General features: G+C 63.6%; 17 protein-coding genes and 1 riboswitch. Of the genes, 9 read left to right on the forward strand and 8 right to left on the reverse strand.

Features of this window, described 5'->3' with window-relative positions:
• Window positions 1-13 precede the first annotated feature (13 nt).
• On the forward strand, window positions 14-1,534 hold the full coding sequence (locus PWP93_RS27290; protein ID WP_421046791.1) for a peptide MFS transporter: 1,521 nt from the start codon (window positions 14-16) through the stop codon (window positions 1,532-1,534).
• Here the strand turns inward: PWP93_RS27290 and PWP93_RS27295 are convergent.
• The 4 genes from PWP93_RS27295 to PWP93_RS27310 all read right to left on the reverse strand — a co-directional run bounded on the left by PWP93_RS27295 (window position 1,462) and on the right by PWP93_RS27310 (window position 5,762).
• A complete protein-coding gene (locus PWP93_RS27295; RefSeq protein WP_421046792.1) occupies window positions 1,462-1,995 on the reverse strand; it encodes an SRPBCC family protein in 534 nt (177 codons plus the stop codon). The genes PWP93_RS27290 and PWP93_RS27295 overlap by 73 nt on opposite strands.
• Window positions 1,996-2,043: 48 nt before the next feature.
• Window positions 2,044-3,048, reverse strand: a complete 1,005-nt coding sequence (locus PWP93_RS27300; RefSeq protein ID WP_421046793.1) for a LysR substrate-binding domain-containing protein — start codon at window positions 3,046-3,048, stop codon at window positions 2,044-2,046.
• A 79-nt stretch (window positions 3,049-3,127) separates the two neighbouring features.
• Window positions 3,128-4,273, reverse strand: coding sequence for a porin (locus PWP93_RS27305; RefSeq protein WP_421046794.1), 1,146 nt, complete (start codon window positions 4,271-4,273; stop codon window positions 3,128-3,130).
• Window positions 4,274-4,313: 40 nt separating this feature from the next.
• A complete protein-coding gene (locus PWP93_RS27310; protein ID WP_421046795.1) occupies window positions 4,314-5,762 on the reverse strand; it encodes a purine-cytosine permease family protein in 1,449 nt (482 codons plus the stop codon).
• A gap of 398 nt (window positions 5,763-6,160) precedes the next feature.
• Here PWP93_RS27310 and PWP93_RS27315 point away from each other — a divergent pair, with 398 nt between their 5' ends.
• The 4 genes from PWP93_RS27315 to PWP93_RS27330 all read left to right on the forward strand — a co-directional run bounded on the left by PWP93_RS27315 (window position 6,161) and on the right by PWP93_RS27330 (window position 11,273).
• A complete protein-coding gene (locus tag PWP93_RS27315; protein WP_421046796.1) occupies window positions 6,161-7,309 on the forward strand; it encodes an aromatic ring-hydroxylating oxygenase subunit alpha in 1,149 nt (382 codons plus the stop codon).
• A gap of 1 nt (window position 7,310) precedes the next feature.
• Window positions 7,311-8,771 carry an NAD-dependent succinate-semialdehyde dehydrogenase gene (locus PWP93_RS27320; RefSeq protein WP_421046797.1) on the forward strand — a complete coding sequence of 487 codons (1,461 nt, stop codon included), beginning with the start codon at window positions 7,311-7,313 and terminating at the stop codon, window positions 8,769-8,771.
• Window positions 8,772-8,939: 168 nt separating this feature from the next.
• Entirely contained in the window at window positions 8,940-9,908 is a 969-nt protein-coding gene (locus PWP93_RS27325) for a PDR/VanB family oxidoreductase (RefSeq protein WP_421046798.1), read from the forward strand.
• A gap of 291 nt (window positions 9,909-10,199) precedes the next feature.
• Complete coding sequence (locus PWP93_RS27330; protein WP_421027224.1) at window positions 10,200-11,273, forward strand: PAS domain-containing protein; 1,074 nt, start codon at window positions 10,200-10,202, stop codon at window positions 11,271-11,273.
• A gap of 209 nt (window positions 11,274-11,482) precedes the next feature.
• On the opposite strand, the gene PWP93_RS27335 is transcribed toward PWP93_RS27330, so the two are convergent.
• Both PWP93_RS27335 and PWP93_RS27340 read right to left on the reverse strand, forming a co-directional pair.
• On the reverse strand, window positions 11,483-12,562 hold the full coding sequence (locus tag PWP93_RS27335; protein WP_421027225.1) for a tartrate dehydrogenase: 1,080 nt from the start codon (window positions 12,560-12,562) through the stop codon (window positions 11,483-11,485).
• A 279-nt stretch (window positions 12,563-12,841) separates the two neighbouring features.
• The gene (locus PWP93_RS27340; RefSeq protein WP_421047010.1) at window positions 12,842-13,516 is read right to left on the reverse strand and encodes an HAD family hydrolase; all 675 of its coding nucleotides are present in this window, start codon (window positions 13,514-13,516) and stop codon (window positions 12,842-12,844) included.
• 60 nt (window positions 13,517-13,576) lie between these two features.
• Here PWP93_RS27340 and PWP93_RS27345 point away from each other — a divergent pair, with 60 nt between their 5' ends.
• Window positions 13,577-13,792, forward strand: a complete 216-nt coding sequence (locus tag PWP93_RS27345; RefSeq protein WP_421047026.1) for a hypothetical protein — start codon at window positions 13,577-13,579, stop codon at window positions 13,790-13,792.
• Window positions 13,793-13,919: 127 nt separating this feature from the next.
• On the opposite strand, the gene PWP93_RS27350 is transcribed toward PWP93_RS27345, so the two are convergent.
• Both PWP93_RS27350 and PWP93_RS27355 read right to left on the reverse strand, forming a co-directional pair.
• The gene (locus tag PWP93_RS27350; protein ID WP_421046799.1) at window positions 13,920-14,279 is read right to left on the reverse strand and encodes a hypothetical protein; all 360 of its coding nucleotides are present in this window, start codon (window positions 14,277-14,279) and stop codon (window positions 13,920-13,922) included.
• A 137-nt stretch (window positions 14,280-14,416) separates the two neighbouring features.
• Window positions 14,417-14,584 (reverse strand): hypothetical protein, encoded by a 168-nt coding sequence (locus PWP93_RS27355; RefSeq protein ID WP_421046800.1) that lies wholly within the window; start codon window positions 14,582-14,584, stop codon window positions 14,417-14,419.
• A 341-nt stretch (window positions 14,585-14,925) separates the two neighbouring features.
• On the opposite strand from PWP93_RS27355, the gene ubiM reads away from it, so the two are divergent.
• The 3 genes from ubiM (at window position 14,926) to PWP93_RS27370 (ending at window position 19,730) form a co-directional block, all read left to right on the forward strand.
• Window positions 14,926-16,215: a 5-demethoxyubiquinol-8 5-hydroxylase UbiM gene (gene ubiM, locus PWP93_RS27360; RefSeq protein WP_421046801.1), complete on the forward strand. Its 1,290-nt coding sequence runs from the start codon at window positions 14,926-14,928 to the stop codon at window positions 16,213-16,215.
• A gap of 3 nt (window positions 16,216-16,218) precedes the next feature.
• On the forward strand, window positions 16,219-17,253 hold the full coding sequence (locus PWP93_RS27365; protein ID WP_421046802.1) for a ribonucleotide-diphosphate reductase subunit beta: 1,035 nt from the start codon (window positions 16,219-16,221) through the stop codon (window positions 17,251-17,253).
• Window positions 17,254-17,349: 96 nt separating this feature from the next.
• Window positions 17,350-17,547: riboswitch (cobalamin riboswitch) on the forward strand.
• 299 nt (window positions 17,548-17,846) lie between these two features.
• Window positions 17,847-19,730 (forward strand): TonB-dependent receptor domain-containing protein, encoded by a 1,884-nt coding sequence (locus PWP93_RS27370; protein WP_421047011.1) that lies wholly within the window; start codon window positions 17,847-17,849, stop codon window positions 19,728-19,730.
• The last annotated feature ends 257 nt before the right edge of the window (window positions 19,731-19,987 follow it).

Genomic DNA, 19,987 nt, shown 5'->3' on the forward strand with positions numbered 1-19,987 from the left:
AACTGAGGTCACAATGAATTCACCGATTTCCAGGACGAAATCGTTTTCGACAGTGTTTCTGATCGAAATGTGGGAGCGCTTCGGCTACTACGGCATGGCCGCGCTGCTCGTTCTTTTCATGGTCCAGCGAGTCGGCTTCACCGAAGAGCATGCAACCCTCACCTGGGGCGCCTTCACCGCGCTCGTGTATGCCTCGCCCGCAATCGGCGGCTGGATCGGCGACCGCGTGCTGGGCGCGCGGCGCTCGATGGTGCTCGGCGCCATCATCCTGCTCGCGGGCTATTTCATGCTGGCGATGCCCGACGACCGGCTCACGCACCTGTACGCCTCGCTCGGCGTAATCGTGGTGGGCAACGGCCTCTTCAAGTCGAACGCCGCCAACCTCGTGCGCCGCATTTACGAAGGCGACGAATCGGGCATCGACGCCGCGTTCACGATCTATTACATGGCGGTCAATATCGGCTCGACGTTCTCGATGCTGCTCACGCCGTGGATCAAGGACCATTGGGGCTGGCATGCCGCGTTCGCCGTCTGCTGCGGCGGCATGGCGCTCGGCATCCTCAACTTCCTCCTGATGCAGCGCACGCTCGCGAAGATCGGCTCCGCGCCCGACAACGAGCCCGTGCAATGGAAACGCCTCGCCTGCGTGATCGCCGGCGGCATCGCGCTGGGCGCGGCCACGCTCGTCGTGCTCAAGGACAAGCAGCTTGCCGTGGCGTGCGTTTATACGGCGGCGGCAGCCATCCTCGCGATCTTCGCGTGGATGCTCGTTCGCTGCGAGCGCCACGAGCGCGCGGGCCTTGCCGCCGCGCTGATCCTCACGCTGCAGGTGATTCTGTTCTTCATCTTCTATCAGCAGATGTCGACCTCGCTCACGCTGTTCGCCGTGCACAACGTCGACCCCGCGTTCAACCTGTTCGGCACCGCGCTCTTTAGCTGGAGCGCCGCGCAATTCCAGGCGCTCAACCCAATCTGGATCATGGTGCTGAGCCCGATTCTCGCGGCGATTTACTCGGGCCTCGCGCGCCGCGGCGGCGACGTGCCGGTCGCGGCCAAGTATGCGCTCGGCTTTGTCGTGGTGGCGGCAGGCTTCTTCGTGTTCGCGGCGAGCGGGCGCTATGCGGTGGACGGCCGTGTTTCGTCGTGGTTCATGGTGGCGGGATACGGTCTTTACTCGCTGGGCGAATTGCTCGTGAGCGGCCTGGGTCTTGCGATGATCGCGCGCTATGTGCCCGCGCGCATGAGCGGCTTCATGATGGGCGCGTATTTCGTGGCCACGGGCGTGTCGCAGTATCTCGGCAGTGTGGTCGCGACTTACGCGAAGATGCCTGAAGGCACGCTCTCGCCGATTGAATCGTTGCCGCTTTATCAGAAGCTTTTCAATGGGCTTGGCTGGGTCGCTGCGGGTGGGGCGTTGCTGGCTATCTTGCTGTTGCCGCTGATGGGCAGGCTCTCGCGTGCTCACCAGGTGGGGAGCGAGCAGGCTGAGGCGCAGTTGGCGGCCACCGAATCAGCCCGCAGCCCATCGACATAGGCTGCCAGCTTCCCCGCATACCAGTCGGTGAAGTGGTTGAGCATGAACTCCGAAGGCGCATAAGGCCCCGGCCGATACCCCTTCGAATTCACGCCGCGCTGATAGTGCGCCACCAGCGTGGCATCCTGCTCGTTCGTCGCGCGCCACACCTGCGTGAGCGTCTCGATGTCGTAATCCTCACCTTCCACGGCATCCTCGTGCACGAGCCAGGTCGTCTTGAGCGCTGTTTGCGTGGCCGAGAGCGGCAGCACCCGGAAGTGGATGATGTGGTCCGAGAGAAAGTGGTTCCAGTTGTTCGGAACCCTGAACATACGCACGGAGCCGATATCGGGCTCGGTCATATCGCCGAGCAGCTTCTTGCACGCAGGCCGTCCATCCCACGTAAACGACACCGCGCCGCGATGAAACGGCAAGCGGATGCAGCGGAATTCCGTGCCGCCGTCCGCGGGCAGATGCGGCAAGCCGAGGCGATCCCAGAGCCAAAATCAATCAAGGATAGCTCCTCCTTTTCATTCGGATTCGAGGTCGCGCTCCCTTGCAACCGTGCCCTCAGCCGTGCGTCCACCCGTATCGCGCGCCATGGCATCGACATCGCCTGTCGGCATTCGCAACCCGGCCTGCGCAAACGCTTCGGCGAGAAAATCCACGCACACCTTCACCTTCGCCGATTGCGCGAGGCGCTCCGGAAACACCGCCCATACATTGGCCGGTTGCGTCACGTCGGGCAGCACGCGCTGCAGCTTCCCTTCGTCGAGCAGGGGCTGCACGTCCCAGATCGAACGCAACACGATGCCGCGCCCGGCCAGCGCCCATTGCACCGCCGCCTCGCCGTGGTTCGTCGAGAGCGGCCCGGTTACTTTGACTGCCACCGTCTCGCCGCCTGCGTCAAGACGCCAGACGCCGAACGGATGGTCGCGCTCCTTGATCGCGAGACACGCGTGGGACTCCAGATCTGCGACGCTCTGCGGCGCGCCATGTGCCTCGATATACGCCGGCGCCGCGCAGAGCACCCGGTAGTTCGTCGCGAGGCGTCTTGCGATCAGATGGCCCGCGATTTCATCGCCGATGCGCACGTCCAGATCGAAGCCCTCGCCCGCCACGTCGACCACGCGATCGAACAGATCGAGCCGCACGTTCAGTTGCGCATAGCGGTCCGACAAATCCGCCAGCGCGGGCGCGACGAACTTTCGGCCGAAGCCGAAGCTGCTCGACACGCGCAGCGTGCCGCGCGGCATGCGCCGCGTGCTGGAGACGTCCTCGACGAGCTGATCCACGTCGTCGAGGATTTTCTCCGCCCACGCGAACACGCGCTCGCCCGCCGCCGTCATCGCCACGCGGCGCGTCGAGCGGTGCAGCAGGCGCGTGCCCAGGCTCGCCTCGAGCACGCCCACGCGCTTGCTCACATAGGCAGCCGACGCACTGAGCGCCTCAGCCGCCGCGCTGAAGCTGGACTTGCGCGCAACCATGCAGAACACCCGCAGGTCGTCGAGTTCGGGGGAGCCGGGAAGTTTCATGGCGGGGATTCCGGGAAATGCGCAGGCGGCAAGTGCGAAGCGGGCGCGGCTCGATGGCCGCGCCCGCTTCGTCATGGCGTCAGAACGAATGACGCATGCCGATGCGCACGTCAGCCTGCGTGGTCGTGGTGGATGGCGTGAAACTATAGCCGATCACCGCGTCCACGCCTTGCGACGCCTTCAACCAGTCGCCCGAGATGTAGATATCCGTGCTCTTCGAAAGCAGGTAGTGCAGGCCGGCCGAAAGCATGTTCCAGTGGTGCCCGTCGAAGTGCGTGTACTGGTAGCCGCCGATGAGGCTCGCCGCCGGCGTGATCTGCCAGCTCGCGCCGCCTTCACCCACCTGCATGTGCTCGCTCTGCCCAAATGCCTTGAGCTGAGTGTAGGTGAAGTCGCCCATCAGCGTGACGGGACCGACCACGTAGCTCGCGCCTACGCCGAACGCACCCTGCTTGTCCACCGGGAACGGCGTGTTCGCGTAGAGATCCGTGATCGCACCCGAGGCAGGGTCGACGCTCACGGTGGGCTTGCCGAAAAACGTGTGCGTGCCGATCATCGCGTAGGGATCGAACGCGTAGATGCCCGACGGGTTGTTCAGCTGCGTGTACGCGGTGCCCATCGAGAATGCGCCATGCTTATATTGCGCGCCCACGCTCCACGCACTGCCCGTATGGAAGTCGCCCGCCTTGTTGCTGAACGAGTACATGCCGCCGAACTGGAAGCCGCCATACGTGTTCGACATGTACTTCACGGCATTCGGCAGATGGTCCCCATTCATGCGGTCGAAGTCGCCCTGGTTGATGGCGTAGCCGCTCGCCCATGCCGACACGTTGTAGGTATAGACCATCTCCTGCGTCATGTCGATCTGGTTGCCGAAGGTGAGCGTCCCCCAGTCGCTTTGCAGGCCTACATATGCCTGACGCCCGAAAAGCGAGCCGCCGTTCGAGATCTGCCCATTGCCCAGGTGAAAGCCGCTTTCCAGCCTGAACACGGCCTTCAGCCGGCCGCCCAGGTCTTCCGTGCCCTTGATGCCCCAGCGGTTCCCGTATGAGACGCCGTCGTCGAACTTCACCTGATGCGAACCACCGGCGTTGGAGACGTAGGTGACGCCACCGTCGATGATCCCGTACAACGTGACGCTGCTTTGCGCATGCGCAGCCGAAGGAAGCGCAGCCAGCGTGAGCGCCGCCGCTTGCCATGCCGTAAGGAGTGCGACGGTCCGCATGTTGTTGGTCGATTTCATGATGTTGTAGTAATAAGCGGGATCAGTTCAGGCCGCGGTCAGCCTCGCGCACGAGCTGGCGTTCCTTTTCGATATCGAGCGAGCGGCAAGTCCACAGGTAGACCAGTGCGGCCACGGGCAGGCCCACGAGCATCGCCACGTCGGTGCCGCCCAGTGCGCGGGCGACCGGTCCGCTGTACATCTCCGTCTTGAAGAACGGAATCATCGCGACGAAACCCACCGCGTAGGCCGTCAGGCCACGCCAGTTCCAGCGCCCATAGATGCCGCGCGGATTGAAGATCTCACGCACCGAGTAATGCGAGTGGCGCACGATGAAGAAGTCGACGAGGTTGATCGCGGTCCACGGCGTGAACAGATAGCCCAGGATGCCGAGGAAGTCGCCGAACTTGCCCATGAAGTTGTCCGACGCCGAGAACGCGAGCGAAGTCGCCACCACCGCCACGATGATCAGGCTCGCGATGCGCTTGGTCGCGCTCGACTTGAGCGGCTTGAACGAGTCAGTGATGCTCAGGAGCGTGAGCGAGGCGCCGTAGAAGTTCAGGCCCGTGATGGCGAGCAGCCCCAGCAGCGAAAGCAGCAGCGTGACCGTGCCGAAGCCCGGGAAGATCATGTCGCCCGCACGCTGAACGGCGTCCGAGATTTCGATCTGCGCGTTGAGCGCCGCCGCCGCCGTGCCCACCAGCATCATCCAGATGCCGCCGATGAGCGCGCCGAGGAAGGTCCACCAGAAAGTGGCCCGCACGCCGGTATTGGGCGGCAGATACCGCGAGTAGTCCGAAACGTAGATCGACCACGAGAGCTGATAGGCCGCCGCAGAAAAGAGTTGCACGAGGAACGGCGTGGTCTTGAAGCCGGCGAGGCTCAACTGGCCTGCGGGGAACTGCACCTTCACGCACATGCCGATGCTGAAGACCGTGAGCGCGGCGAGCAGCGCAAACGCCAGCCAGCGCTGCGCCTTGTGGATCAGGTCATAGCCGAACACCGCGAGCGCGACCGAAGCCAGCGTGAAGACGATGTAGCTCAAATGCGGCTCGGTGCCGAGCAGGTGATGCGCGGTCTGCCCCGCCATGAGCTGGTTGAACGAGTTGTAGCCGATATAGGTGACGAGTGCGACCACCCACACGAGCAGCGCGCCCATGTAGCCGAACTGCGGGCGCGACTGAATCATCTGCGGCAGCCCGAGCTGCGGCCCCTGGCTCGAATGGAACGCCATGAAGAAGGTGCCCAGCACGTTGCCGAGCACGATGGCGATCGCGCTCCACAACAGGTTGCCGCCCATGCTGATGCCGATTGCGCCCGCCGCGATGGTCGCGAGGTTCGCATCGCCCGTAAACCACACGGGCCATAGGTGCCAGGCCTTGCCCTTGCGCTCGGCAAGCGGCACGTAATCGATCGAACGCGATTCGATTCGCGATTTGGCGCGCGACGGCTCGCCGGCCAGCGCGTCGGCTATTGCGTCTTGTGACGACATGTCTCCTCCAGTGGTGGGGTGGCTCGAGCGGGGCCGCACGACGCGGCTCCGACTCCCACGCCTGTTCCGATACCAGAGGTTCCAGTTTCCGGACACGGCGTGGTTACCTTTTAGTTAACATAAAACTACTGATTAACAATAGTACGCAGCCTGGAGGGTTTCGTCTCATTATCGGATTCTCCTATTGACGCCCACAGAAAAATGCATTTGCAATGCCGAGAATCAAATTTCTTGAATTTCAAACGGTAATAATAGGTGCCTTGCATCAATCCAGCACCTTTTTGATGCAAGCATGAGGGATAACCCTGATCCACCGTCATTGGGATTTCTCCTATAGTTTGGTTAACCGTTAGTTTTATTGTAACTGCCAGTTAATCATTTCCGGTGCGACGTACCCCATGACCTACCTCCCGATCGAATTCCACAAGAAACCTGAACTGCCGAAGTTGCCGGCCGACTTCTGCGCCAACCCGGAACTCGCCTGGACCATCCCGGCTAGCTACTACACTTCCGAAGCGGTCTACAAGGCGGAAGAAAAGAAGATCTTCGAGAACACGTGGATCTGCGTCGCGCACCGCAGCGAGCTGGCCGAGGCGAACGCCTACGTGACCCGCGAAGTCGTGGGCGAAAGCATCCTGCTCGTGCGCGGCAAGGACAAGGTCCTGCGCGCCTTCTATAACGTGTGCCCGCACCGCGGCCACCAGCTGCTCGAAGGCAGCGGCAAGGCGAAGAACGTCATCACCTGCCCGTACCACGCCTGGGCGTTCAAGCTCGACGGCGCGCTCGCGCACGCCAACAACTGCGACCACGTGGAATCGTTCGACAAGGACAATTCGACGCTCGTGCCGGTGCGCGTGGAGGAACACGCGGGCTTCGTGTTCATCAACCTGAACCCGGACGCGCAAGGCGTGGAAGCGCAGCTGCCCGGCCTCGAAGCGAGCCTGCGCGGCGCCTGTCCGGTGATCGACGACCTGAAGCTGGCCGCGCGCTTCGTGACCGAGACGCCCGCCAACTGGAAGTCGATCGTCGACAACTACCTCGAGTGCTACCACTGCGGCCCGGCGCACCCCGGCTTCTCGGACTCCGTGAAGATCGACCAGTACTCGCACACGCTGCACGGCAACTGGACGGTCCAGTTCGGTCACGCGCAGTCGTCGGAGCGCTCGTTCAAGCTCGATCCGTCCGTGACCAACCCGAGCTTCAACGGCTACTGGGCGTGGCCGTGCACGATGTTCAACGTGCCGCCGGGCGGCGACTTCATGACGGTCATCTATGAATTCCCGATGAGCGCCGAAGTCACGCTCCAGCACTACGACATCTACTTCCTGAACGACGAGCCGACCGAAGAGCAGCAAAAACTGATCGAGTGGTATCGCACCGTGTTCCGTCCGGAAGACCTGCGCCTCGTGGAAAGCGTGCAAAAGGGACTGAAGTCGCGCGGCTACCGCGGTCAGGGCCGCATCATGGTCGACAAGGCGCGCAGCGGCATCAGCGAGCACGGCATCGCCCACTTCCATAACCTGCTCGCCCAACAGTATCAGGACTGACATGAACTCACTGCAGAACCCCGGCCTGTTCCGCCAGCAGGCCTATATCGACGGCCAGTGGCGCGACGCCAACGACGGCGCCACGCTCGACGTCACCAACCCCTCCACGGGCGAGCGCATCGCGAGCGTGCCGAACATGGGCGCGCCCGAAGCACGCGCGGCCATCGAGGCCGCGAGCCGCGCCTTCCCCGCATGGCGCGCCACCACCGCCAAGGAGCGCGCGCGCCTGTTGCGCAACTGGTTCGAGCTCATCATGGCGAACCAGCAAGCGCTGGCCGAGCTGATGACGCGCGAGCAAGGCAAGCCGCTCGCCGAAGCGCGTGGCGAGATCGCCTACGCGGCCTCGTTCATCGAGTGGTTCGGCGAGCAGGCCAAGCGCATCGACGGCGACGTGATCCCGAGCCCGAACCCCGACCAGCGCCTCGTCGTGACGAAGGAGCCGGTGGGCGTCGTCGCCGCCATCACGCCGTGGAATTTCCCGGCCGCGATGATCACGCGCAAGGCCGCACCGGCGCTGGCCGCCGGCTGCACCATCGTCATCAAGCCCGCCAACGAGACGCCGTTTTCCGCGTTCGCGCTCGCCGCGCTCGCAGAACAGGCCGGCATTCCGGCTGGCGTGATCAATATCGTCACGGGCAAGTCGCGCGAGATCGGCCTCGAACTGACGTCGAGCCCGCTCGTCAAGAAGCTCACTTTCACGGGCTCGACCGAAGTGGGCCGCCTGCTGATGCGCCAGTGCTCTGACACGGTCAAGAAGGTCTCGCTGGAGCTGGGCGGCAATGCACCGTTCATCGTGTTTGACGACGCGGACATGGACGCCGCCATCGAAGGCGCCCTGCTCTCGAAGTACCGCAACGCGGGCCAGACCTGCGTCTGCGCAAACCGCTTCTACGTGCACGACTCGGTCTATGACGAGTTCTGCCGCCGCTTTGCCGGGCGCGTGTCCGCGTTCAAGGTGGACGACGGTTTCGCCGAGGGCGTGAACATCGGCCCGCTCATCACGGAAGCGGCGCGCGACAAGGTCGACGGCCTCGTGCGCGATGCCGTGGCGCAAGGCGCACGCGTGGTCACGGGCGGCGCGCCGCACGCACGCGGCGGCAACTTCTACGCGCCCACCGTGCTCGCCGACGCGAAGCCCGGCATGGCCGTGCTGTCCGAAGAAATCTTCGGGCCAGTCGCGCCCATCGTGCGCTTTTCGAGCGACGCCGAAGTCGTGCAGCTCGCGAACGATTCGATCTACGGGCTCGCAGCGTATTTCTACAGCCGCGACATCGGCCGGATCTGGCGCGTGGCCGAGCAGCTCGAGTACGGCATCGTCGGCATCAACACGGGCCTGATCTCCAACGAAGTCGCGCCGTTCGGCGGCGTGAAGCAGTCGGGCATCGGCCGCGAAGGCTCGAAGTACGGCATCGAAGATTTTCTGTCGATCAAGTACCTCTGCATGGCGGGCGTGGCGCGCTAATACTCGCTGGCACGCGCTGACGGGCGGGTGCGGTCCGCGCCGCATCCGCTCCTTTTTCCAGATTCAGAATCGACCGCCCGGGGCAATCCCACCGGGCAATAACGAAGCAACCTCAGGCCGGCGTCCGCGCTCTTCGGAGCAGCCTGGCCCGGGGCAAAGGAAGGCATCATGAACGCCCGCGAATCGATCACTGTCGACGTTGTCGCCGTCGAGCAACTCACCCCGCTCATCAAGCGCTTCACGCTTGCGCTGCCCGATGGCGCACCGCTGCCGTCGTTCAACGGCGGCGCCCACGTGCTCGTCTCCATGCAGGACGGCGAGGCGTGGCACCACAACGCGTACTCGCTGCTGAGCTCGCCGCACGACACGCGCCAGTATCAGATTGCCGTGCGCCGCGAAGAGGCGTCGCGCGGCGGTTCGGCGTTCATGCACGACAAGGTGTCGGCCGGCACGCGTCTCGCCATCGGCTCGCCCGCCAATCTCTTCGAGCTCGCACCGGGTGCGAAGCGCCATGTGTTCATTGCGGGCGGCATCGGCATCACGCCGTTTCTCGCGCAGCTCGCCGAACACCGCCCTGACGATGGCCAACTCGAGCTCGAACTCCATTACGCATACCGCAGCCCCGAGCACAACGCCTTCGTCGATGAGCTGAAAGCCGGCCCGCACGCGGCCAACGTGCACTGCTATGTGGACAGCGAAGGCCAGCGCCTCGACCTGCTCAAGCTCTTCAAGAGCCTGCCCGCCGATGCGCATGTCTACGTGTGCGGCCCGCAGGGCCTGAACGATGCCGTCTACGCGAACGCCGCGCTGCTCGGCTGGCCGAAGGCGCAACTGCACTCGGAGCAGTTCGCCGCCACCGACATCGCCGGCAAAGCCTTTACGGTGGTGCTCGCGAAGTCGGGCATCGAGCTCGAAGTCGGCGAGGACGAGACCATCCTCAAGGCCATCGAGCGCGCGGGCGTGACGGTGGAGTCGCTGTGCCGCGAAGGCGTGTGCGGCACCTGCGAAGTGGCGATCCTCGAAGGCGAGGCCGACCATCGCGACCAGTATCTCGACGACGACGAAAAGGCAGCGCAGAAGACCATCCTGCTGTGCGTGTCGCGCTCGCGCACGCCGCGCCTCGTGATCGATCTGTAAAAACCGCGCACCGCACGACGGCTTTGCGCCTGGCCGCGAGGCCGCTATACTGCCCCGAGACGTTGGCCCAGGCGCCAATCCGTTAAACTAGCGGGCGATTTGCGGCTGGAAGCACGACATTCGGGCCGCGCGCCCGGGCGTCCACTGGCGCATCACCGGCGGCATATGCCCCGCCCGATCGGCGGACTGAGGCGTATGCCGCCCTTTTCATTTGATCCGCTCGTTTGATCCGTTCGTTTGATCCATTGATTCGATCCGTTTGACCGCGCGATTCGTCATAGAGGGAAATGGATGTCCGAGGATACGTTCGCGTTCCGTCTCAAGGTGCTGCTCGAGCACAAGAAGCTGAGTTTGCAGCAAGTGGCCGACGCCGTCGGCATTTCACGCCCCGCCGTGCATAAGTGGACACGCGGCGGCGAAATCGACTATTCGAACCTGCGCCGCCTCGCGGCGTTTCTCGACGTGAACTGGGTCTGGCTGCGCTATGGCGACAACGCAGTGAAGGACCTCGGCATCGCGGGCACAACCGAGCTGCCCATGACCGACCTGCGCCGCCGCTACACGGCCGAAATCATGTCGAACGAAGCGCGCATGAAGCAGGCCCAGGAGTTGGCGGGCATCGTCACGTGGGAATGGAATCTGGTCGCCGACGAGCTCATCTATTCGAGCAACTGCGCGCAAATCTACGGCCGCGAGATCCATAGCAACGAAGAGTTCTGGGAAATCCTCCATCCCGAAGACTCGATCTGGCTGAACGATGAAGCGATGAAAGAGCTGGTCGCCAGCAAGACGCCGCGCGTGTGGGACTTCCGCATCATCCTGCCCGATGGGCAGATCCGCTGGATCGAATCGCGCGTGGCCACGCTGCTCGACGACGCGGGACGGCCCGTGCGCGTGGTGGGCACGACCATCGACGTCAGCGCGCGCAAGCAAGCGGAGTTCGTCATGCAGCGGAACCTGCAACTGCTCAACGACGCCGCGCGCATCGCGGGCATCGGCGCGTGGCGCTGGCTGCGCGCGCCAGACGAACTGATCGTTTCGGACGAGTGGTGCCGACTGTTCGGCGTCGATCCTGCAAAGGCGCCGCGTCATTATGTGGAGCTCTCGCAGCACATTCATCCGGACGACCGCGCGGCGCGCGAATCGGCTGTGAACGATGCGCTCACGCATCGGGCTGACTATCGCGTGCTGTATCGCGCTTCGCTGCCGGACGATACGTGGCGCCTCGTGGTGGAGCAAGGCCATGCGCGCGTGGCGCCGCATGGTGAGGATGTATGGCTTACGGCGTTGTGTCGCGCGGCCCAGCCTGCGGACATGGCGCAGAGCGCGACGGCAGCGGCTGTGCAACCGCCTGGCGAGGCGTGAGGGTTTCGGTCGGCGGCCTCGCCAAAATCACGATTGGGGTCCCCTTGGCGCGCGCCAATGCGCACGCCAAGGGCGAGGATATTCAATCGAGGGTTTTTCCCGGGTAAGCCGCTGGTCACAAAAAAGCGCCTGGGTTCCGCACTGGAACACCGGGCGCCTCTAAAGCCATTACGTTCTCTACAAAGCCCAGACCAGGGCTCGACTCAAGCTCAAATCAGGGCGGCCACGGCCTTGCCCACGTCCGCCGTCTTCGCCGCGCCGCCCATGTCCGGCGTGCGCGGGCCTTCCACCAGCACCTTTTCGATCGCCTGCATGATCGCGTCATGTGCGGCCTTGAACTGCGCGTCGCCGTTGCCGAGGAACTCGAGCATCATCGCACCCGACCAGATCATCGCGATGGGGTTGGCGATCTCCTTGCCGAAGATGTCCGGCGCCGAGCCATGCACCGGCTCGAACAGCGACGGGAACGTGCGCTCCGGGTTCAGATTCGCCGATGCCGCGAGACCGATCGTGCCCGTGCATGCGGGGCCGAGGTCGGAAAGAATGTCGCCGAACAGGTTGGACGCCACCACCACGTCGAAGCGGTCCGGCTGCAGCACGAAGCGCGCGCACAGGATGTCGATGTGCTGCTTGTCCCACTTCACGTCCGGGTAGGCTTGCGCCATCGCGGCCACGCGCTCGTCCCAGTACGGCATGCTGATCGAGATGCCGTTGGACTTGGTGGCCGCCGTGAGCTTCTTGCGGCCGCGCTGGTTCGCGAGCTCGAACGCGTACTTGAGAATGCGGTCCACGCCGTGACGCGTGAACACCGACTCCTGCAGCGCGAACTCGCGATCGGTGCCCTCGAACATCTTGCCGCCCACCGAACTGTATTCGCCTTCGGTGTTCTCGCGCACCACGAAGAAGTCGATGTCGCCGGGCTTGCGGTTGGCGAGCGGGCACGGCACGCCGGGCAAGAGGCGCACCGGACGCAGGTTCACGTACTGGTCGAATTCGCGGCGGAACTTCAGCAACGAGCCCCACAGCGAGATGTGATCGGGCACCTTGTCGGGCCAGCCCACCGCGCCGAAATAAATAGCGTCGAAACTTTTGAGCGTCGTGAACCAGTCATCCGGCATCATCTTGCCGTGTTCAAGGTAGTAGTCGCAGCTCGCCCAGTCGAAATGCGTGAATTCGATCGACAGACCGAACTTCGCCGCCGCTGCCTGCACCACGCGCACGCCTTCGGGCATCACTTCCAGGCCAATGCCATCGCCGGGAATCGCCGCGATCTTGAAGGTCTTGCTCATGTCTCGTTCTCCGTTGCCTCGCACGCCTGGATTGACGCGCTCTCGATGACTGCAAGGATGCCTCAAAGGGCGCCGGAAATAAGCCCCCGGCCCGTGGAGACATTGAACACGATTCGTGAATAATCAGCAGCGGGGAATCGAGGCCGGCATGTTCCCGCAACGCGTGGCACTGCGGATACGACCTGTAGATAGGGGGCGATGAAACCCCGGCAAACGAGCAGAACAGTTTGGCGAAGGTATCGATGTTGTTCGTCAGGCCCGGCTTGCCGGCTGACGCCTTCACGCAGGAAGCGCTTCTATGCCGAACCACGCAGAAACGCGCTCGACCGCCTGATCCAGGCTCTCGAGTACCGTCAAGCTAACCTCCATGACCTCGGCCGACGGCTGCTTTAGATCCGGCACCGTCACAACTCGTATCCCTGCTCGATGTGCGGCAAGCACACCGTTCTCGCTATCCTCGAACGCCAGGCAATCGCCCGGCGACTTGCGCAGACGAGAAGCCGCGAGCTCATACACGGCCGGATCCGGCTTGCCACGGGCGACTTCATCCCCTCCTGCAATCGCACCAAAAAAATCGAGCACGCCGACCCGTGCAAGCCGGGATCGAATCTCCTGGCCACTCGATGACGAGGCTACGGCACATGGGACGCCTGCATCGGCCAATGCGGTGAGCAGGCGGTGGACGCCCGGCTTCAGGGGAAACACGGGCGGGGTCGTCGGAGATTGCAAACGTTGCCGAGCTTGCGCAAGTGCTGCCTGAAAGAGCGGCTCTGCGCCGAACATTCCGGCTAGCATCCTGTGGCACTCAGGCAGCGTCCTCCCGATGATCTCGACATAGTCGACAGGGCGGATGTGAACCCCAAGTTCGTGTCCGACGGCTATCCACGTGTTCATGATCGTTCGTTCCGAATCGATCAACAACCCGTCCATGTCGAAAATTGCTCCAGAGAACATATGCAAGAATCTCGAGTGCTTGAAGGTGTATGCCACTATAACCGTGTGCCGGAATGCCATGTGGTTGATACCGACGAAAATCTGCCGAGTTCCGTCAAGCTCGAATTGCCGGTTGAACAACGACACACCCTTGATGGTCAGCGATCGAGGGGTAACGGAACGAATATCCCCGGCGGCGTCTGCCGGAAAGTCGTAGCCAAATCGATCCGCCGCGAGCGGGAAGCCCGCTGCTTCATGCAGTTCTGGCTTGGAAGCAATTGGTTACCGGTCGTATAAGCCCGCCCCCGAGCGCGTGCAGCCCGCACCCACTACCTGAGCGCCTGGCCGGAAACCCCGCAGGATCAGTGGCAAACCGATATTTGCGTTCCGCCCGCGTGAGAGGCCGAGCAGTCGTGCAAGCGAGCTAACGGACGCGCGCCACTCCACGCACGCGGATCATCGCATCGACCGCGGCGGCCAGTTCCGAATCGAGCTGGGGCCAGCGGTCCACCGGAATCGTGGGCGCCCGGCGCGACCGGTCGCGCATCGCGCCCGGCAGGCAACCGGCTGGCTGCGCGGTCCCGCCGTAGCGAAACACGCGCGCACGGCCAGGCGCGACCTCCTCGACCACATGCACGATTCCCGCGTCAAGCCACATGCGCAGAACGGCCCGTACGCTGCGCGCGTCGATCCTCACGCGCGCCGCCAGTTCCGTTGCCGTACCGCAGACGCCCTCTTGCATCACATCGATCAGCCGAGCTGCTACCTCCCCTCTTTCCCGCATGCTGGTCTCCTCTCAGGAAAGCCTGCCCTGTAGCCGGGATGCAGGCATTGTCGACTAGGTTCCCGGCCAGCGCCGGCAATCGCATTTCAAGCAGGCGCTCGTAGGGCAACGCTAACCCGATTGGCCGCACAGTCATCTCAAAATGGGATGCGTGCACGTGCCGGCATGGCGGGCAGGCAATCCTGCAAATGATTTGGAATCCTTTTTTGTAGTGCCGACATCGTTGCAGACTGATTTTCGCGGTTGTTGCGCGGTTTTTTCGTGGTTGCTGCCCGCCATCGCAGCGATCTTGAGGTCTTGCTCATGTTTCGCTCTCCGTTGCCTCGCGCCCGGATTGGCGCACTCGATAACCGCAAGGATGTCTCAAACATCGCCAGCGCAGGGCAATCCGTCGCTATCGGCCATGCCGCTATCCGGGATAGATTGCCGGTCGCCCGTGCGGGGATCGGCGCGCTCCGCATTTAACCGAATGCGCCCTGCAACCGGAATACGCAAGGCGGACTAGTCCGAAAGAAGCAAGCGCGCACCCGCACCCCATCCTCACGCAGGATGGACAGCGGCCCCGGCGCTCTCTAAGGTCTGCGAGCCCGCGTTCGCACCCGCAGCGACCACTGCAAGCGGATTCGCACCGGACTCGCACCAGGGCATGGCGACGTTCGCAGCCCGCCGCACGACGTTCGTGCATGGCGGCGCACGCAGCGTTGGTGATTTGAATATCGATGGGAGGATCCCGGTGAAAGCCGATATCGTCGTTGTGGGGGCTGGCCCGGCGGGTCTGTGCTTCGCCCGTTCGCTCGCTGGAACAGGCCTGAAAATCGTGATCGTCGATCAGCAGAGTGAGGATGAACTTCGCAATCCAGACTTTGACGGACGTGAAATCGCGCTCACGCATAAATCAGTGGGCATGCTGAAACAGCTTGGACTATGGAAGCGCATCGAGAGCCAATCGAAGTCGCGTCTGCTCGACGCACGCGTTTTCAACGGCAAGTCTTCGTACGCACTCGAGATCGGGCGCGACCTGAGCCCGCACGACGAACTCGGCTGGCTGGTCGCCAATCACCAGATTCGCAAGGCCGCCTTCGAAGCGGTGCAATGCGCGAAGGAAGACGGCGCGGACATCGACGTCCGCACATCCCAACGCGTGGTCGGCGTCAAGTCCGACGACCACTGCGCCACCGTGCAGCTCGAGGGCGGGGCATCGATCGAAACGCGCCTGATCGTGGCGGCGGACAGCCGGTTTTCGTCCACGAGGCGGATGATGGGCATCTCCGCGCGGATGCGCGACTTCGGCAAGACGATGCTGGTGTGTGGCATGACGCACGAAAAGCCGCATCATCATGCCGCGTGGGAATGGTTCGGGTATGGCCAGACGCTCGCGTTGCTGCCCATGAATCCGCACCCGGCGTCCGGCGCGTTCCAGTCTTCCGTGGTGCTCACGCTCACGGGCCGCGAAATCGAGCGGCTCACACACGTGGACGCGCGCACCTTCGCCGACGAAATCGAGCGCCGCTTCGACCACCGCCTCGGCAAGATGGAACTGGTCACGACGCGACACGCGTATCCGCTGGTCGCGGTTTATCCGGAGCATTTCGTGGCGCGACGCTTCGCGGCGGTGGGCGATGCAGCGGTGGGCATGCATCCGGTCACGGCGCACGGCTTCAACCTTGGCTTGTCGGGCGTCGGCACGCTCGCCGGCTCGATTCGCGAAGCCTGCCTCGCCGGGCGCGACTACGCGTCCGATGCGCTGCTGCAGCGCTACGAGCACAAGCATCGTCTGGCAACGCGCCCACTCTATCTGATCACCGGCATGATCGCGTCGATCTACACGCGGGATCATCTGCCTGCACGCCTGGCGCGCGATGTCCTGTTGCGCGCGGGCGATCATCTACGTCCCTTCAAGCGAGGCGTGGCCGCTTACCTGGCGGGAGGGCTCTGAGCCATGACCAGCAACGGCAAAACCCATGCGCAGCAGCAAGCCACGCGCGCCGAAGACAAGCGCGTCGTCAACGGCCGCGGAGATATCAATCAGCTCGCGCCGTTTCGCTATCCGTGGGCGTGGGAGTGCTTTCTGAGCGCGAACCGCAATCACTGGACGCCGCTCGAAATTTCCATGAGCGACGACGTGCACGATTACCAGCAGCGCCTGACCGAAACGGAACGACACGTTTTCGAAAACGTGCTCGCCTACCTCACCACGTCGGACATTCTGGCGATGCGCAATATCGGGCTCGCGGTAATGGAAAAGATGACCGCGCCCGAATTGCAAATCTATCAGGCTCGCCAGGTCTACGAAGAAGCGTTGCATACCTGGACTTACCAGCACTGCATCGAAACACTCGGGCTTGACCAGCAGGAAATCTATAACCGCTATCGCGTCGTGCCCGAAATTCACGCCAAGATCGCGCTCGCGAACCAGCGGCTCGAACGCATTCTGGCGCCCGGCCTCGACCTCTCGAACCGCGACACGCTGCACGAATTCGCGCTCGCCTACCTGTTTTTCGCGGCCGTGTTCGAGGGCTGCTGGTTCTACAACGGCTTTACGCCGGTGTTCGCGCTCCAGCGGCGCGGGTTGATGAAGGCGACCGCGCAGCAGTTCCAGTACATCATGCGCGACGAGGTGCTGCATTGCGGCTTTGGCATCCGCGTCATCCGGCAGCTACTGGAGGAGGAAAACCTGCAACTCGATCCGCGCGCCGTGCAACGGATCTGGGAAGAAGCCGATGCGGCGGAAACGGCTTATGCGGGCTATATCCTGCGCGAGCCGATTCTGGGTTACTCGGCCGATTTGCATTGCGCACAGTTCCGCTACATCGCGAACCGTCGCGCAGGTCAGTTGGAGATGCCCGCGCCGTTTCCCGGTGCCGAAAACGTGCTGCCCTGGCTCGACGAGCAGGCCAATTTGCGCAAGGAGAAGAATTTCTTCGAAACTCGCGTGACCGAGTATCAGACGGGCGGCGCGCTGGACTGGAATTAGGCCTCGGGGCTGAATCGCCGTGCCCTTGGGCCCGCGCCCAAGGGCGTTTTCACAACGCCCGATGCATATCGGGTTGACGCCCGCCACGCGCGGCCATTACCCTTGCGCCCTGATGGTTCCCGGCGACGGGATCAAAAGGGAACGCAGTGGGGCCGCCCCCGACCCCGAGTCTGCGGCTGCCCCCGCAACTGTGAGCGGCAAGTCCATGCCAAACGCGCCACTGGGAAACCGGGAAGGCCGGCAAGGGGCGTCGACCCGCGAGCCAGGAGACCTGCCATCGACCGAGGTCCAAGCAGCCGCACGGGGCGGGGTGTCCCGATGCGCAAGCACCGCCCGTGCGCGGTCGCCCGTTGCAAGGACAGCCCGACCTCAGGATCAGTTGCATGTCCACCACGATTGAAACGGCTTCCGCCCAGGAAGCCCGTTGCCGCTGCATTGACGAACGCTTTGGCCAGCGCACAAGCTACATTCCGCCGGCTCCCGGCGGCTCCGGACAAGACCGCCGGCCGAAACTCCGCCATCTCGCCGCCGCGTGCGCCATGAGCGTTTATGCATGGCACAGCGCTGCCGCTGCCGCGCCCGTGACGCCCACGATGCCCGCGACGCAGCCGCCGGCCGCCGCCGCATCCACCGAATCCGCCGCCTCGGACAACGACACCACGCTGTCGAACATCCTCGTGGTCGGCGACACCCAGCATCTGCCGCAATCGTTCGACCAGCGCTACGCGAGCACGCAAGTGCTCACGCGCGAAGACCTCGACCGCCTCTCGCCCGCCGACCCGAGCATCACGCAGGCGCTCGCCACGCTGCCGGGCGTGACCGTGTCGCAAAGCGGCGGGCCGGGCTCGCTGGCTTCGGTGAGCATTCGCGGCTCGTCGCCCGAGCAGGTGGCCGTGTTCATCGACGGGATCCGCATTGGCTCCGTGACCACGGGCATGCCCGAATGGGCCGACCTGCCGACCGATGCGTTCGACCGCGTCGAGGTGATCTCGGGCCCCGCTGCCGCCTCGTTCGGCGCGGACGCCGTGGGCGGCGTCGTGCAACTCTTCACGCGCCACGCGTCGAATCAGCCGAACCGGACCACGGTGTCGTTCGGCGGCGGGTCCAACAAGACCTTCGACACGATGCTGAGCACCTCGGGCACCGTGCCCTCGAGCGGACCGCTCGCGGCGCTCGAAGGCCTCACGTATTCACTGGGGCTGCACGACTACAACACCGCGGGCATCGACGCGACCCGGCCCTGGGCCTACGGTCACGAGGACGGCCGCAATCCGTATCACGCCCAGGACGTGAATGGGCGGCTTGGCTATGCGCACGACAACTGGTCGATTTCCACATTTGCGCTGTATCACCAGTCCGATCTGTCCTATGACAACGCGGGCGGCAACGACCGGCAGCGCGACCATCAACTCACGACCGGCGCGGCGTTTCACCTCGACATCACGCCGTTCACGCAATTCGACCAGTCGGTGGGCTACGCAACCGATCGCCAGTTCATCTACTCGAACGATCCCGCGATACCGACCGATCAATTCGACTCGACGCGCTTCTCCACGTCGACTTCGATCACGCATCAGGAGCGTGGGCACACGCTGTTCGGGCAGCCGCTTTCAGGCGAAACCAAGCTCGCCTACGACTTCTCGCGCGAACTGGCCTACTTGCCCGTCGAGGTGCCCAGCGGCTTGCCGGCGCGCAACGACTCCGCAGTCTCTTTGCACCAGTCGGCAACGCTCGGCGACGTGACGCTGTTCCTCGCCGGACGCCACGAGATCGTCCAGGGGCAGGCCGTCAATACGGGCAACGCCGCGCTCTCGTGGGCGATCACGCCGGTCTACACAGCGCGCGTTTCCTATGGCAACGCGTTCCGGCTGCCGACCTTCAACGATCTGTACTATCCGGGCTACGCGAACCCCAACCTCCAGCCAGAACGCAGCGACACGATCGAAGCGGCGCTCGATGCCAACACGTCGTACGGCACCTTCACGGCCGCCGTGTACGACACGCGCGTGCACGACCTCATCACCTACGATTCGCAGACCTTTCTGCCCGTAAACGTCGGGCGTGCGCACATTCAGGGGCTCGACCTCTCGTACAAGGGCACGCTCGGGGCGTCCACACCCGTGAGTCTGGCGATCGGCATTCTGAATCCGCAGGACGTGACCGACCAGACCTGGCTCAATCGCCGCCCGCGCCAAACCGTGAGCCTGAGCGTCGACCATACGTGGGACGAATTCAACCTCCACGCGCTCAACACGGGCGTGTCATTGCTTTACGGCGGCTCGACCTTCGACGATCAGTTCAATACGCTGTATTTGCCGTCGTACACGACGGTGAGCCTGCGTGCTTCGTATAAGGTGAATGCGCACCTGTTGCTGTCCGCGTCGATATCGAATCTGTTCAACCGGCAGTACATGACCACGTACGGCTATAACAGCCTCGGCCGGACCGCGTTCGGCAAACTCACCTATACATTCTGATTGCGCGCCGCACCGATTACACCTGCCTTTCAGAAATTGCCGCGCGCAAATGGTAATGACGCAAATGCTGGCCGAAATAATCGGGCCCAGCATTACGGAAATTGTTAATTGAGGATGATGGAAAAAAGATGCCGCCAGTCGATCTGCGGCGACACCGGTAGCCTGTGTTGCGCTGTCCCGTTCGGGAATGGCGTGACACCGGCTACGGTCAGGTGAGTTATCGAACAGCTTGATCCAGGCGTTCGATCAGAGAAGGA

Origin of the sequence: Paraburkholderia sp. A1RI-2L (assembly GCF_048957375.1) — a bacterium.
GTDB lineage: Bacteria > Pseudomonadota > Gammaproteobacteria > Burkholderiales > Burkholderiaceae > Paraburkholderia.